Annotated in this window: 11 protein-coding genes and 1 pseudogene; 8 read left to right on the forward strand and 4 right to left on the reverse strand. The window is 65.8% G+C overall.

The features are described 5' to 3' along the window. Positions 1-22: 22 nt before the first annotated feature. The 4 genes from PJW05_RS06740 (at position 23) to PJW05_RS06755 (ending at position 6,840) form a co-directional block, all read left to right on the forward strand. Entirely contained in the window at positions 23-1,882 is a 1,860-nt protein-coding gene (locus PJW05_RS06740) for a DUF1302 domain-containing protein (protein ID WP_271410946.1), read from the forward strand. 14 nt (positions 1,883-1,896) lie between these two features. After that, positions 1,897-3,246 carry a DUF1329 domain-containing protein gene (locus PJW05_RS06745; RefSeq protein WP_271410947.1) on the forward strand — a complete coding sequence of 450 codons (1,350 nt, stop codon included), beginning with the start codon at positions 1,897-1,899 and terminating at the stop codon, positions 3,244-3,246. 76 nt (positions 3,247-3,322) lie between these two features. Continuing rightward, positions 3,323-4,444, forward strand: coding sequence for a WD40/YVTN/BNR-like repeat-containing protein (locus PJW05_RS06750; protein WP_271410948.1), 1,122 nt, complete (start codon positions 3,323-3,325; stop codon positions 4,442-4,444). Further along, positions 4,441-6,840, forward strand: coding sequence for an efflux RND transporter permease subunit (locus tag PJW05_RS06755; protein WP_271410949.1), 2,400 nt, complete (start codon positions 4,441-4,443; stop codon positions 6,838-6,840). Before PJW05_RS06750 ends, PJW05_RS06755 begins: the two co-directional genes overlap by 4 nt. Positions 6,841-7,257: 417 nt before the next feature. Here the strand turns inward: PJW05_RS06755 and PJW05_RS06760 are convergent, their stop codons facing one another. The 3 genes from PJW05_RS06760 to PJW05_RS06770 form a co-directional block, all read right to left on the reverse strand. Further along, entirely contained in the window at positions 7,258-8,451 is a 1,194-nt protein-coding gene (locus PJW05_RS06760) for an L-dopachrome tautomerase-related protein (protein ID WP_271410950.1), read from the reverse strand. A 545-nt stretch (positions 8,452-8,996) separates the two neighbouring features. After that, entirely contained in the window at positions 8,997-9,761 is a 765-nt protein-coding gene (locus PJW05_RS06765; RefSeq protein WP_271410951.1) for an SDR family oxidoreductase, read from the reverse strand. 23 nt (positions 9,762-9,784) lie between these two features. After that, a complete protein-coding gene (locus tag PJW05_RS06770; protein WP_271410952.1) occupies positions 9,785-10,582 on the reverse strand; it encodes an SDR family NAD(P)-dependent oxidoreductase in 798 nt (265 codons plus the stop codon). A 104-nt stretch (positions 10,583-10,686) separates the two neighbouring features. Between PJW05_RS06770 and PJW05_RS06775 the strand changes: the two genes are divergently transcribed. Continuing rightward, positions 10,687-11,637, forward strand: coding sequence for a GlxA family transcriptional regulator (locus PJW05_RS06775; RefSeq protein ID WP_271410953.1), 951 nt, complete (start codon positions 10,687-10,689; stop codon positions 11,635-11,637). Between the two features lie 161 nt (positions 11,638-11,798). Here the strand turns inward: PJW05_RS06775 and PJW05_RS06780 are convergent, their stop codons facing one another. Further along, positions 11,799-12,452 (reverse strand): intradiol ring-cleavage dioxygenase, encoded by a 654-nt coding sequence (locus tag PJW05_RS06780; RefSeq protein WP_271410954.1) that lies wholly within the window; start codon positions 12,450-12,452, stop codon positions 11,799-11,801. A 214-nt stretch (positions 12,453-12,666) separates the two neighbouring features. On the opposite strand from PJW05_RS06780, the gene PJW05_RS06785 reads away from it, so the two are divergent. From PJW05_RS06785 to PJW05_RS26700, 3 genes and pseudogenes are all read left to right on the forward strand, one after another. Further along, positions 12,667-14,031: a multicopper oxidase family protein gene (locus PJW05_RS06785; protein ID WP_271410955.1), complete on the forward strand. Its 1,365-nt coding sequence runs from the start codon at positions 12,667-12,669 to the stop codon at positions 14,029-14,031. 7 nt (positions 14,032-14,038) lie between these two features. Further along, complete coding sequence (gene tadA / locus PJW05_RS06790) at positions 14,039-14,530, forward strand: tRNA adenosine(34) deaminase TadA (protein ID WP_271410956.1); 492 nt, start codon at positions 14,039-14,041, stop codon at positions 14,528-14,530. 272 nt (positions 14,531-14,802) lie between these two features. Then, a pseudogene (locus PJW05_RS26700) lies at positions 14,803-14,922 on the forward strand (hypothetical protein); the annotation flags it as partial. Positions 14,923-14,976 lie beyond the last annotated feature (54 nt).

The following is a 14,976-nucleotide window of genomic DNA, read 5'->3' on the forward strand; positions in this document are numbered from 1 at the left end:
AACAAGAGCAAGAGGGACAACGATGCACTACCCAAACCTCAGCCGCGCGTGGATCCCCCTTTTCCTGCTGAGCCTCGGCATCAGCACGGCGAGCCAGGCCAACGACTTCGCATGGGGTGAACTCAGTGGCCGCTACAACGGCAGCATCAGCGCCGGCGCGCTGTGGGGCGCCGAAGAGCCGCGCCGAGACTTCATCTACCAGGGCAACGCCGACGCCATCGGCCTGTCCGGTAACTTCAACCCAGCCGGCGGACGCAACGGCGACGATGGCCGGCTGAACTTCCACAAGAAGCAGCGAGTGGTCTCTTCGCCCATCACCGCCCTCGCCGAGATGGAGCTGAACTGGCGCAACTACGGTGCCTTCGTCCGCGGCAAGGCCTGGTACGACTACACCCTGAACAACGAGGAAGTCGACTTCGGTCACTCGGCCAACGGCTACCAGGCCAACAGCAAGCTCGACGACAGCCACTTCGACGAGCTGGCCAAGTTCCAGGGCCTGGCCCTGCTCGATGCCTACGTCTACGGCGACTTCGACATCGCCGAGCACCCGCTGCACGCGCGCGTCGGCAACCAGGTGGTCAACTGGGGCGAGGGCTTGTTCTTCCAGAACGGCATCAACTCGATCAACCCGATCGACGTGGCCGCCCTGCGGCGTCCCGGCTCCCAGCTCAAGGAAGCCCTGCTGCCGGTACCGCTGGCCTACGTCAACTTCGGCATCACCGACGCCCTGAGCCTGGAGGCCTTCTACCAGCTGCAATGGCGCAAGTCCGTGCTGGAAGGCTGCGGCACCTACTTTTCCGCTAACGACTACATCGCCGGCGGCGAGGCAGCCTGCTTCGGGGTGCCGCGTGCCGGCACCGACGACCCGGCCACCTATGCGGGCGACCTGTACATTCGCCGCGCCAAGGACAACGATCCGTCCGACGGCGGCCAGTACGGCATCGCCTTCCGCTACTTCGCCGACAGCATCGGCACCGAGTTCGGTGCCTACGCGATGAACATCCACTCGCGCACCCCTAACGCCAGCGTCATCACCGACCTGTACGGCCCCGCCGGCTCTGGCTGGCGCAACCCGGTGGTCGGCAACAACGACGCCAACAACGCACGCTACTTCGCCGACTTCCCCGAGGATATCCGCATCTTCGGCCTCAGCTTCTCCACCAACCTGTGGGGCTCCTCAGTGTTCGGCGAGTACAGCTACCGGCCCAACCAGCCGGTGCAGTTGGCCACTGGAGACCTGATCCCGGCCTTCGCTGGCAACCCGGTCGCGACTGCCATGGCCATCGGGAAACCATTGACCCTTGGCCAGGACGCCATCAACGCTGCGCCGGGCTCGGTGTACAACGGCTACGACCGCCGCGAGATCTCCCAGCTGTCCTTCGGCTTCATCAAGTCGATTCCACAGGTTATCGGTGCCGACAGCCTGAATCTGCTCGGCGAGATCGGCATGAAGTACGTGCACGACCTGCCGGGCCTGGACGAGCGTCGCTACGTCAAGGGCGACGTCTATGGATCCGACCTGGCCCACGGCAGCACCGCAGGCTGCACCCTAGGCGTTCAGCCGCAGTACCGGAAGTACGCCTGCTCCGACGACGGCTATGCCACCCGCTTCTCCTGGGGCTACCGCTTGCGCGCCCAGTTGAACTACCCGGGCCTGCTCGCCGGCGTGAACATCTCGCCCTTCCTCGCCTTCGGCCAGGACGTCCAGGGCTGGTCCCATGACGGCAACTTCGTCGAGGACCGCCTGCTCGGCTCGCTCGGCGTCAAGGCCGATTACCTGCAGGACTACTCCGCCGAGCTGTCCTGGTCCGGCAGCGGCAACACGCCGTTCGCCCAGACCGACAGAGATTTCATCGCCCTCAGCCTGCGCATGGGCTTCTGATCATGAGGTACGACATGCACCCGAACCTGATCCCCGCCGCCCTGTTCGGCGGCCTGCTCAGCCTGGCCAGCGGCAGCGCCCTGGCCAAACTGGACGCCAGCGAAGCGGCCCGTCTGGGCCAGGATCTGACCCCCACCGGCGCCGAGATGGCCGGCAACGCCAGCGGCACCATCCCGGCCTGGAGCGGAGGCCTGACCACTCCACCGGCCGGCTTCGACTCGGCCCGGGGCTACAGCGACCCCTTCGCCGCCGAACAGCCGCTGTACAGCGTCACCCAGGCCAACCTGGCGCAGTACGCCGACCAGCTGACCGTCGGACACAAGGCCATGCTGGAGAAGTACCCCAGCTACAGGATGGACGTCTACCCGAGCCATCGCACCGCCGCGCTGCCCGCGGCCGAGTACGCGCAGATCGCCAAGGAGGCCACCCGGGTCGAGCTGGCCGCCAGCGGCAACGGCATGCTCAACTACGACAAGACCAGCGTGCCCTTCCCGATTCCCCAGTCGGGCGTCGAGGCCATCTACAACCACCTGGTGCGCTACCGCGCCGGCGGCTATCAGTACTACCCCACCGAGATGGTGGTGCAGGCCAGCGGCAGCTTCACCCCGGTACGCCGCGAGGTGAAGGTAGTGATGGCCTCGGCCATGGGCAACCCCGAGCCGAACCGCCTGTTCTACTACCTCGGCAAGGTCACCTCGCCGGAGTCCGTCGCCGGCCAGCAGACCCTGGTCCACGAGCCCATCGACCAGACCACCGAGGCCCGTCTGGCCTGGACCTATAACCCCGGCCAGCGCCGCGTGCTGCGAGCGCCCGAAGTGTCCTACGACTCGCCGGTGCTCACGTCCGACGGCCTGCGTACCAACGACTCGGCGGACATGTACAACGGCGCCACCGACCGTTACGACTGGAAGCTGGTCGGCAAGAAGGAAATGCTGGTGCCGTACAACACCTACAAGCTGGCCGACCGCAGCCTCAAGTACGCCGACATCCTCCAGGCCAACCACCTCAACCAGGATCTGGTGCGCTACGAGCCGCACCGCGTCTGGGTGGTGGAGGCCACGCTGAAGCCGGGGGCGCGGCACATCTACGCCAAGCGCACCTTCTACCTCGACGAGGACAGCTGGGGCATCCTCGCCGTCGACCTCTACGACGGTCGAGGCGAACTGTGGCGCCTGCAGGAGGCGCACATCCTGCAGCGCTACGACGTGCTCTCGGCCATCCACATCAGCGACCTCGTCTACGACCTGCAGGCCCGCCGCTATATCGCCTACGGTCTGGAGAACGAGGAGAAGACCACCAGCTTCGGCATCACCGCCAAACTCAAGGACTTCAGCCCCGCCGCCCTGCGCCGCGCCGGCCGCTGACTCCACCACGCGCAACTCCATGATCTGGGGGCGAAGGACGCGAGTCCCGAGCCCCGTTTTTTTGAGGCGCCTGCCGATGAAACTCATTTTCCGCCCTGCGTTGGCCTTGCTCTGCCTGCTCGGCACCCTGCCTGCCGCCGCCGAGCCGACCGATCGCCTGGAGCGCCCCTCGCGCCTCACCCCGCGAGCCGCCCAAGCGCCGCTCACCGACCTGCAACAGGTAGGCGACCAACTGGTGATGGTCGGCGAGAGCGGCCACGTGCTGCTGCGCGATGCAGGCGGCACGCTCCGCCAGGCCCAGGTTCCCGTGGACCTGCTGCTGACCGCCCTGCATTTCGTCGACGAGCGCTACGGCTGGGCCGTCGGCCACGACGGCGTGATCCTGCACAGCGCCGACGGCGGCCTGAGCTGGCGCAAGCAGTTCGACGGCCTGGCCATCGGCAAGCTGATGCTGGACTGGGCCGAGGCCGAGGTGGCGCGCCTGGAGGAGGCCAGCGCCGCGGCACCGGACGACGAGGCGCTGAGCGCCGCGCTGGACAACGCCTACTTCGCCGTCGACGACGCCAGGGCCGGTGTCGAGGCCGGCCCCTCGCGGCCCTTGCTCGACGTGTGGTTCCGCAACGCCGAGGAGGGCTGGGTGGTCGGGGCCTACGGCATGATCCTGCACACCACCAATGGTGGGCAGAGCTGGGCATTCGTTTCCAGCCTGGACAACCCCGAGCGTCTGCACCTGAACGCCGTACTCGGCCTGGCCGACGGCAGTCTGCTGGTGGCCGGAGAGGGCGGGCGTCTGCACCGCTCGAATGACGGCGGGCAGAGCTGGGCTGCGGGCGAGGCGCTGACCGACGCCTCGCTGTACAAGCTGTTGCAACTGAGCGACGGCCGCGTGCTGCTGCTGGGGTTCGGCGGAGCCCTGCTGAGCAGCGCCGACCTGGGCTCGACCTGGCAGCCGATCCCGCTGCCGTCGCGCGCCAACCTCTACGGCGCCAGCCAACTGGCCGACGGCAGCCTGCTGCTCGCCGGCCAGGGCGGCACCCTGCTGGTCAGCCCGGATGGCGAGCGCTTCCGGCGCTGGCAGGCGCCGAACAAGGCGGCCCTGCTCGGCGTCGCCCCCTTACCCGCGAAGCAGTTGGCAGTGATCGGTCGCGACGGCCTGCAACTGCTGCCCCATTCCGTTCTCGAGGAGCAGCTGCCATGAATGCCCCGATCAAGCAGGCACACGCAACGTCGGCCCTGCAGCGCCTGGTGAACCTCACCGAACGCGGCCTGTTCCATAACCGCCTGGCGGTGCTGGTCTGCTTCCTGGCGGCCTCTCTGCTGCTGGGCTGGAAGGCCCTGGAGCTGCGCCCCGACGCCAGCTTTACGCGGATGATTCCCACCGGCCATCCGTTCATCCAGAACTACCTGAAGTTCGAGGACGTGCTGCGCCCGCAAAGCAACGTGCTGCGTGTGCTGGTGGAGAACCCTGAGGGCGAGATCTTCACCAAGGCCTACATGGAAACCCTGCGCGAAGTCAGCGACCGGATCTTCTACCTGCCGGGCGTCGACCGCGGCAACCTGAAGTCGCTGTGGACCCCCAACGCACTGTGGAGCGAGGTCACCACCGAGGGCCTGCGCGCCGGCCGGGTGATCCCCGACGGCTACGACGGCAGCCCCGCGGCGCTGGCCCAGGTGCGGCTGAACGTGCTGCGCGCCAACATGCTCGGCAGCTATGTGGCCGACGACTCCCGCTCGACCGTCATTCGCGTGCCGCTGCTGGAGGTCGATCCGCAGACCGGGCAGCCGCTGGATTACGGCGTCTTCACCCAGCGCCTGGAGACCGTGCGCGAGCACTTCGCCGCCCAGGGCGTGAGCATCCGGGTGATCGGCTTCGCCCAGATCATCGGCGACCTGATCGCCGCCGCCAGCGACATCGCGCTGTTCTTCGCCATCACCGTCGGCCTGATCAGCCTGCTGCTGTACGCCTACTGCCGTTGCTGGCGCAGTACCGCGGTGACCGTGCTGACCTGCCTGCTCACCGTGGTCTGCCAGCTCGGTCTGCTCAGCCTGCTGGGCTACGGCCTGGACCCGTACTCGATCCTGGTGCCATTTCTGATCTTCGCCATCGGCATCAGCCATGCGGTGCAGAACATCAACCTGATGATGAGCGAGATGGGCCACGGCTGCGGCCCGGTCGAAGCCTCGCGGCGCACCTTTCGTGCCCTGTTCATCCCCGGCACCACTGCCTTGCTGGCCGACGCGGTGGGTTTCATCACCCTGCTGGTGATCGACATCGGCGTGATCCAGCAACTGGCGATCACCGCCAGCATCGGTGTGTTTGTCGCCATCTTCACCAAAATGTTCCTGCTTCCGGTGTTGATGTCCTATGTCGGCGTCAGCCCGCGCGGCATGGCCCAGCAGCGCAAACGCGCCAACTCCTCCTGGCCGGTGTTCCGCCGTCTGGCGCGGGTGGTCGAGCCGCGCATCGCCCTCCCGTTGCTGTTGGGCGCCCTGGTGTTGCTGGGTATCGGTTACCTCGAGCGCCGTGACCTGAAGATCGGCGATCTCGACGCCGGCGCCCCGGAGTTCCGCCCCGAGGCCCGCTACAACCAGGACAACGCCTACCTGCTCAAGCACTACACCACCAGCACCGACGTCTATGTGGTGATCTTCAAGACGCCGCAGGAGCAGTGCGCGCGCTTCGCCGCCGCCGACCTGGCCAACCGGTTCGAGCAGCACATGCTCGACGTCGAGGGCGTCGAATCGGTGGCCTCGCTATACGGCCACATGCGCTTCGCCATCCTGGCGCGCAACGAGGGCAACCCGAAATGGGCCGAGTTCTCGCGCGACCAATACGTGATGAACGGCGCGCGCTCCGGCGCCTCCTCCGAGTTCGTCGACTCCGACTGCAGCGTCGCGCCGATCAGCCTGTACCTGCGCGACCACAAGGCCGAGACCCTGAGCCGCGTGGTTCAGGCCGTGGAAGCCTTCGCCCGGCAGCAGCCCACCGGCGAATTCGAGATCCTCCAGGCGGCGGGCAACGCCGGCATCGAGGCGGCCATCAATATTGTCATCAGGTTCTCCGAGCCGATGATGCTGGCGTTGGTGTTCTTCATTACCTCGCTGGTGGTGTGGTGGGAGTTCAAGTCGCTCAAGGTGACCTTCGCCCTGATGGCGCCGCTGTACCTGTCCACAGTGCTCTGTGAGGCAGTAATGGCGCAGATGGGCCTGGGTGTGAAGATCGCTACCTTGCCGGTGATCGCCCTCGGAGTCGGCATCGGCGTGGATTACGGCATCTACCTGTACAGCCGCATCGAGGGCTTCCTGCACCAGGGCCTGCGCTTCCAGGCCGCGTTCTTCGAGGCGCTGAAGACCACCGGCACCTCGATTGCCTTCACCGGCCTGACCCTGGCCGTTGGCGTGGCGACTTGGGCCTTCTCGGCGCTGAAGTTCCAGGCCGACATGGGCCTGCTGCTGGTGCTGCTGTTCATCTGGAACATGGTCGGTGCGCTGGTGCTGCTACCGGCCATTGCCTCGCTGCTGAGGAGCGAGCCGGACACTCTCGGAGCAGGCCAGTCAATACGTACCCGCTTCATGAAATGGGCTCGGCGGTAGCTGATGCCCAGCAGTGTCCTAGTAGGCAGTCGATGCACAGCAACCTCGAATGTTTAAGAGTGGAGGAGGCTCAAGACTGCTTCGCGAACCGGTATGGGCGCCTTTATGAATCAGATCTATCTAGCGAGTATGGGCCTCATAAGACAGCGCCAGTTCACGGAATAGGGGACGAATTGACCGTAATGGAGCGTGCTAAGCACGCTCCATTACTCTCCGGGGCGAGGCGGCGAATCGTGTCGCGGGAACGTGGCCTCATGCGGCTTTCCCGGCATCAACCGGTCTGGGCACTGGTGGCATGGAACCCTGGGTCGCCAGTGCCCGGATGGACGATCGGCGTCTCGGGCGTGCCTCGTCCGGCGGCAAGGGCCGTCGGACGTTCTTCGGGAGTTGCTAAGCGTTGCTTGTCGGCATCGGGCTTCAATGCGTCGGCGCAGGGGCCGCGTCGATCTTCACCCGCAACAGGCTGTAGGGCTTGCTGCGCAGGTCGTGGCCATCGTTGAAGCCAGGCGAGCGGTGCAGCTGATTGGCGGTGAAGTACAGATAGCCATCCGGGCCGATGGAGAGGGTGTCCGGCCAGAGCACCCGTGGATCATGCACGATGGTTTGCCAACTGCCGTCGGCCAGGCGTTTGCGGATGCCGTTGTGCTCGTAGTCCGTAGCGTAAACGGCGCCTTCAGCGTCAGCCTCCAGTCCATCGGACGCGCCCTTTTCGCCCAGGTCGCGCACGGCCGCCTGCAATTGCGCTTCGCTCACCCGAGGATCGCGCAGCAACTTGGTAGGCACCGCGTAGAGGTGGCGGCTGGACAGTGGCGAGAAGTACAGCGTGCTGCCGTCAGCGGACAGTGCGATGCCGTCCGAAGCCACTCCCAGCGGCTTCGTCTTGCCGTCGGCGCCTTTGCTCAGCAGCGCCGGCCGGCCCTCGACCATTGGAACGAAATGGCTATCCACGGAGGTCTGTGGCGCACCGCTCAGGCGGCGGCTGGCCGCGCCGCTGGCGATGTCCATGACGATGATCCCGCCAGGGCCGGACACCGATGAGTCAGTGACGTAGACCGTACCCTGCGCGCCTGCGCGGAAGTCGAAGCGCATGTCGTTGACGTAGGTGCTCGGCAGGATCACCTCGGGTGGAAACACCAGGGTCTTGACGACCTTGTCGCTGGCGAGGTCGATGGCTACCAGCTTGGCGCCCCCGGCGCGCGGTGTGGAAAATTCCGGTGCGGCGGTGTCCAGCACCCAGACGCGCCCCTTGCCATCGGCAACCACGCTTTGCACGCTAATGAAGCCCTTGGACGGGTCGTTCGGGTCTGCGACGTTGATGGCGGCGTTGGGGTATGGCTCCACAGTGCCATTGCGGATTTCGCCGACGGTGAAGGGAACGGTGTCGCCCCAGCGCGGGAAGTTGACGAAGATGCGACCCGTCTCGCTGACGGTTACGCCAGTGGGCATCGCCCCATGAAAGGCGAACACCTGATCGATCACTCCCACCGGCTTTTCTGCGGCGGCGCTGGCCGGCAGCGGTTGCAGCTGGGCTGCAAAAGTGGCAGGGCTGAGGATGGCCAGGGCCAGGGCCAGGGCCAGAGCTGTGTGCCGGATCGGCAGGGGGATGCGCATGAGGATTCTCCGTTGTCTGCAATGAGGGCAGTAGGCTCGAACGAGTCAGAGGCTTTCAGAGCGATCTTGCCTCTGGCTGTGCCGCTTTCGATCCAGGTCTCTCGATGTGACCCAGGTGCCCGCCCCACGACGCGGCCTTCGATGGACAGACTTGGGTCGCTAACAACCAAGGTGTCCATGGGGTGACTCCTGCGGGGACATAGGCCGGGAGCGGAACGCGAAGCCATCTTCGGCTTATCGTCTGCGGAGAAAAAGGCGCTGAACCGATCAACACTTTCATTCGCAGAATGAAAATACGTTCGGTTGAAGCCCCTGACCGTTCGGGCAGTTTTGCGCTGTCGGCGGGCTCGTGCGGAATGGCGAACGTTATGCCCTTGGCTTCACCGGACCGTCGCCGGGGAGGTGGCGATCCCCTTGGATCAGCTCGACCTGTGAGTCTGTCCAGCCGTTCGGGCAGCGCCATACCGCCCAGGGCCGGACAGAAACACAGCATCGAAGACTCCGCAGGCCCGCGACCTGTCACGGGACAGGTCCAGCCGGCGTTCTCACGCCACGGGGATCGGGTTGTCCACCAGCGACTGGTTGAACTGGTTCACCAGCGTATGCTCGTTCGGTCCGACATTGGCGCGCAGTGGAACCACGCCGTCGACCAGCACTTCGGTAGTCGCCTGTTCGAGCTTGGCCAGCGTCTCGCTCAGGAACGCGTCCAATGGCATGGCGCGGGGGTCGCCGCTCTTGTGAATCAGATCGGTATCCACCCATGGCGGAGCGATCTCGAGGACCCCGACGCGGGTGTCGCGCAGGGCGAAGCGCTGCGACAGCGTGTAGGAGTGGATGGCGGCCTTGGTGGCGGAGTACAGCGCGGTCGCGGCCAGGGGCAGGAACGCCAGCACCGAGCTGTTGTTGATGATCCAGGCCTGCGGCTGGCGCTTGAGGTGCTCGACGAATGCCGCGCTGACGCGCACCGGGCCGAGCACGTTGGTGTTCAGCAGGCCAATGGCCTGATCATCGTCCAGGTCGCCCGAGGCCGGATTGTCGAACGGCATGATGCCGGCGTTGTTGATCACCACGTTCAGGTCGGGGTGGCGTGCGATCACCTGCTCGGCGACGGCCTTGATCTGCGCCGGGTCGTTGATGTCGAGTTCCACGGTATCGATACCGGGATTGGCCGTGGCGATTTCGTCCAGCAAGGCCTTGCGGCGGCCGGCGATGATCACCTGATTGCCCAGGCGGTGGAAGGCTTCGGCCAGTCCGCGGCCGATACCCGAGGTGCCGCCGGTGATGAAGATGGTATTGCCAGTCAGTTTCATGGTCTGTGCTCCTGATGTGCGATTCAGTGGGTGGCGTAACGAGGTGCAGGTGTGTTGCTGGACAGCTGAGCGGACATCTCACGACGCTTGGCCTCATAGGCGCGCCATTGCTCGAAATCGTGGAGAGACGGGATGGAGATCAGTTCGCCGCGGTCGTAGTCGGTCAGCGCCGAATCGACCAGTTGGTCTGCGCGCATGACGATCTTCGGGTCCAGGTGCTCAAGGGGCAGGCCGCCGGTCTCCCAGAACTCGGTAGCGGTCGCGCCTGGCAGTACGGCTTGAACCTGGATGCCCTGGCCGGCCAGCTCATGGTGCAGGGACTGGCTGAACGCGGTGACGAAGGCTTTGCTGCCGCCATACACGCCGTTGAGAATTTCCGGGGCAATGCTGACGATCGACGAGATATTGATGATGCCGCCATGGCCTCGTGCAACCATGCCCGGCACGGCTGCGTAGCTCAGGCGAGTCAGCGCGGTGACGTTCAGGTCGATCATGTGGCTCATCTGCTCGACGTCACTCTGCAGCAGCGGCGTGTGGGTGCCGATGCCCGCGTTGTTCACCAGCAGGGTGATGCTGGCATCTTCCTTGAGTTTGGCTTCTACCGTGGCCAGGGAAGCACGATTGCCCAGGTCGGCATCGAGGACTTCCACCGTCTGGCGGGTCTCGGTCGTGATCCGCTTTGCCAAGGCATTCAGACGCTCACGGTTGCGTGCGACCAGAATCAGGTCATAGCCGCGGCGGGCGAGGCGATCCGCATAAATGGCGCCGATGCCGGATGAGGCGCCAGTGATCAGGGCAGTACCCGCGTTTGAACGATTCATGATGGGCTCCAGGGTTGTGTTGATTCGGTGGAGCCATGTTGCCGCGTCTCGACAGCGTCTCAAATGACGTTTATGGTCGTGTTTTGAGACATTGGGGGTAGGTCATGCATCGCATCGGCTATCTGCTGGCGGACGGCTTTCAGGTGATGTCGCTGGCTACGCAGACTGTGTTCGAGTTGGCCAATCTGGTGGCGGGTGAGTCGTTCTACATAATCGAGAACTTTTCGGCCTCGGGCCGACCCGTTCGCTCGTCGCTCGGGATGTCTGTCGAAACCCGCGCGTTCCAGGCCCCCGGATACGCCGACACCTGGATGGTCGTGGGCGTCAATGATCCTCTCGGCAACCCGCCCGATCCGGATGTGCTGGCATTCGTGCGTCTTGCCGGCTCCCAGGCGCGGCGCACGGCGGGCATTTGTACAGGGGGCTTCGTGCTCGCTCAGGCTGGCCTGCTGGAAGGCAAGCGTGCGACCACGCACTGGGCGTATGCACGGGAGATGCAGAGCCGCTATCCGGCCATTCATGTCGAGGAGGACCGCATCTTCATCATCGATGGCGCGGTATGGACATCGGCTGGCATGACTGCGGGACTCGACCTGGCGCTCGGCATGGTGGAAAAGGATCTTGGCGCCGAGGTGGCGCGCTCCGTCGCGCATAAGCTCGTCATGCACCAGCGCCGCTCTGGAGGCCAGTCGCAGCATTCGGAGATGCTGGATCTGGCACCGAAATCCGATCGGATGCAGCAGGCCCTGAATTACGCCCGCCAACATCTCAACCGCGCGTTGAGCGTCGAAGAGCTGGCGGAGCACGTTCACCTCAGTCCCCGGCAATTCACCCGGGTGTTCACTGCCGAAACGGGCCAGTCGCCGGCCAAGGCCATCGAGAGCCTGCGACTGGAAGCGGCGCGCCTGATGGTTGAACAAAGCCGCCACAGCCTGGATGTCATTGCACGGGAAACCGGGTTTCGCGATCGACGCCATATGCGTGAGGTCTTTGTGCGTGGATTCGGGGTGCCGCCTCAGGCGGTCAGGAGGGCGGTGCGGAAGATGCCGGCCTGAAATGGGGCGAGCCAAGCCCGGCAGCGGGCTCGTGCGTGACCTCGGAGGCCCCTGCGCCAGGGCCCGGATGTAGCCGAACGGATCATCCAGGACGCCAGGCGCCATGCCATTCGTATGGGGCCCGTGCCGCTCGACCCACCCTTCCCGGCTTCGACACGCGATCAGGCGTTGGCGCGGGTATCGACCACCAGCGTCAACCGCGCGATGAACCCCTCGCCATCCGGCTGCATCTCGGCAACGGACTGGTCACCTTCCCGCCGGCGATAGAGGTAATCCTGCTCCCGGGAGGTCCATGCCTGGCCGGGGTGCGCGTAAGGCGGCCTGGCCATGGCGGGGCGGATGATGTCCTCGGGGAAATACAGCTGGCCGGTGTGGATATCCCGTTCGCTCAGATGCACCTTGAGGTGCACGTGGTTGGTGCGACCCGGGTAGTAGCCCGGGAGGATGCTGCGGAACTCCGCGCGGCCTTCTTGATCGGTGATCTGCACGCCGCGCAGGAAGCGGCTCGTGTCGCCCGCGCCGACGCCCGAATAGGCGCCCCCGGCATCGCAATGCCAGATCTCCAGCGCGGCATCGCCCAAGGGGCGGCAGCCATCCAGCTCCAGCACGTCGAATTGCAGGCGCAGGGGCGTGCCCGGTTTGCCGTCCGTGATGTCCTGGCGCAGCAGCGCATCTTCCAGGTAGAAGGGCCCGGCGGTCTGTTCCGGGCTGAGGCGGCAGGTCCTGGTGTTGTCGGCCTGGCCGAATCGCGGCCAGCTCAATAGCACCAGGCCGCCGAGACCGAATTGCATCAGTTGACGGCGGGTGGGATGCATGGAGACGCTCCTCTGCAGAGAGTCGGGACATCCTTTTCAGCCTAGGCCGGGCACGGCAGAACTGCTGCGCCCATCGGTCGCGGCCATTGCACAGGCTTTCGCTTATCTTTCTTGGTTGCTGGGTGTATCGTGTGCGCCCCTAAGCCGGCCCGGCAGAGGCCGGTTCGATTAGCCGATGGGACAGCCCCGTTCTTTTCCAGAGGAGCCTGACCCCATGTCCTTCACCCGCAGACAGATTCTTGGTGGCCTGGTAGGCCTCGGCGTGGTCGGCCTCGGCGCCGGTGGCGCCCGCTATTGGCTGGGCCGCACCCTGGACGCCAAGACCCACGACTACGAGCTGATCGCCGCCCCGCTGGGCGTCGAACTGGTCACCGGCCACACCACCCCGGCCTGGGCCTATGGCGGCCAGGCACCGGGGGTGGAGCTGCGTTCGCGTCAGGGCGACTGGCTGCGGGTGCGCTTCATCAACAAGCTCGACGAGCCCACCACCATCCACTGGCACGGTATCCGTGTGCCGCTGGAAATGGATGGCGTGCCCTATGTGTCGCAGCTGCCGGTGCTGCCCGGCGAGTACTTCGATTACCGCTTCAAGACCGATGACGCCGGCAGCTTCTGGTACCACCCGCACCTGTCCAGCGCCCACCAGCTGGGGCGCGGCCTGGTCGGTCCGCTGATTGTCGAGGAGCGCGAGCCCACCGGGTTCAGGCACGAGAAGGTGCTCAGCCTGAAGACCTGGCATGTGGACCAGCAGGGGGCTTTCACCGCGTTCAGCGTGCCCCGCGAGGCCGCCCGCGAAGGTACGCGCGGCCGCCTGACCACCGTCAACGGGAAGCCGCTGCCGACGCTGGAGCTTCCGGCCGGCCAGGTGGTGCGTCTGCGCATCCTCAACCTGGACAACACGGTGACCTACCGCCTCAACCTGCCGGGTGGCCAAGCGCGCATCTACTCCCTCGACGGCCATCCCGTGGAGCCCCGCGACCTGGGCAAGGAATACTGGCTGGGGCCGGGCATGCGCCTGGAGCTGGCGCTGAAGGTGCCGGCGGAAGGCACCGAACTGCCGCTACGCAATGGCCCGCTGCGCCTGGCGACCCTGAAGAGCGTGGCCAGCAGCGAAGCGCCCGGCGATTGGCCGGCGGCGCTGCCGGCCAACCCGGTGCCGGAGCCCGACCTGGAGAAGGCCCAGGTGCTGCGTTTCAACTTCGAATGGGCGGCGACCCTGGCCAGCGGCGCCGGCCGGCCGAGCAACTATTGGCAGATCAACGGCCGCGCCTGGGACATCGACGACAAGACCTGTGCGGATCGCCCCATCGCCAAGCTGAAGAAGGACGGCCACTACATCTTCGAGCTGCGCAACATGGCCCAGTACCTGCACCCGATCCATTTGCACGGCATGGCTTTCAAGGTGCTGGATTCCGATCGCAAGTCCATCATTCCGTACTTCACCGACACCTACCTGCTGGGCAAGAACGAAACCGCGCGCATTGCGCTGGTGGCGGACAACCCGGGGGTGTGGATGTTCCACTGCCACGTCATCGACCATATGGAAACCGGCCTGATGGCCGCCATCGAGGTTGCCTGAGCCGAGCATGCGCCAGCCCCAGATCATCGACCGCAGCCGCGACGAACACTTCATGCGCGAAGCCCTCGAACTTGCCCGCCAGGGGGCGGAGCTGGGCGAGGTGCCGGTGGGCGCGGTGCTGGTCAAGGACGGCGAGATCGTCGGCCGCGGCTTCAACTGTCCGATCTCCGGCCATGATCCCAGCGCCCACGCCGAGATGGTGGCGGTACGCGACGCCGCCAGCCGCCTGGAGAACTACCGGCTGGTGGGCAGCACCCTGTACGTCACCCTGGAGCCCTGCAGCATGTGCGCCGGGCTGATCGTCCATTCGCGGATCACCCGCGTGGTCTATGGCGCCACCGAGCCCAAGGCGGGCGTGGCGGTCAGCCGCGGCGAGTTCTTCAACCAGGAATTCCTCAACCACCGCGTGCTGGTGGAGGGCGGGGTGCTGGCGCAGGCCAGCAGCGAACTGCTCTCGGGCTTCTTCCAGGCCCGGCGGGCGGCGCGCAAGGACGCCTGATGGTTCATCGCCATGCGACCAAGGTCGCGCGCGTCTTGCCTGGCCCCTCGCGCCCGATGTGTAAGGTGCGCGCCCGCCCGTGAAGGGCGGTCCGGAGCGGTCCGATCCGACCCGCCTGGGCGGGTCCCGCATCCGGGGCCAATGCCAGGAGGCGCCCTCAATAGGCTGACCTCCTGCTGGGGGGGCTGGGCGGCAGCATCCTGACCCACATCTTCGACACGTTTCGCCGGCTCGGCCCGGAAACCAGCCAAAGAATCGGCTGCTGGTGCTCGGCCTGGCAGTGCGGTTGGATTGCCCATCCGCTGGTGCAGGTGGTCATCGTACTGATCTACCTGGCCAGTGCGGCCTACGCCATCTACAGCGCGCTGAACCTGCTGCGTTCGGACGGGTGATCGGCAGTCAGCAAAAAGACCCGCTTCGTGCGGGCCTTCTTCTGTACCCCGGGA

This window comes from Pseudomonas sp. Q1-7, from assembly GCF_028010285.1.
Taxonomy (GTDB): Bacteria; Pseudomonadota; Gammaproteobacteria; order Pseudomonadales; family Pseudomonadaceae; genus Metapseudomonas.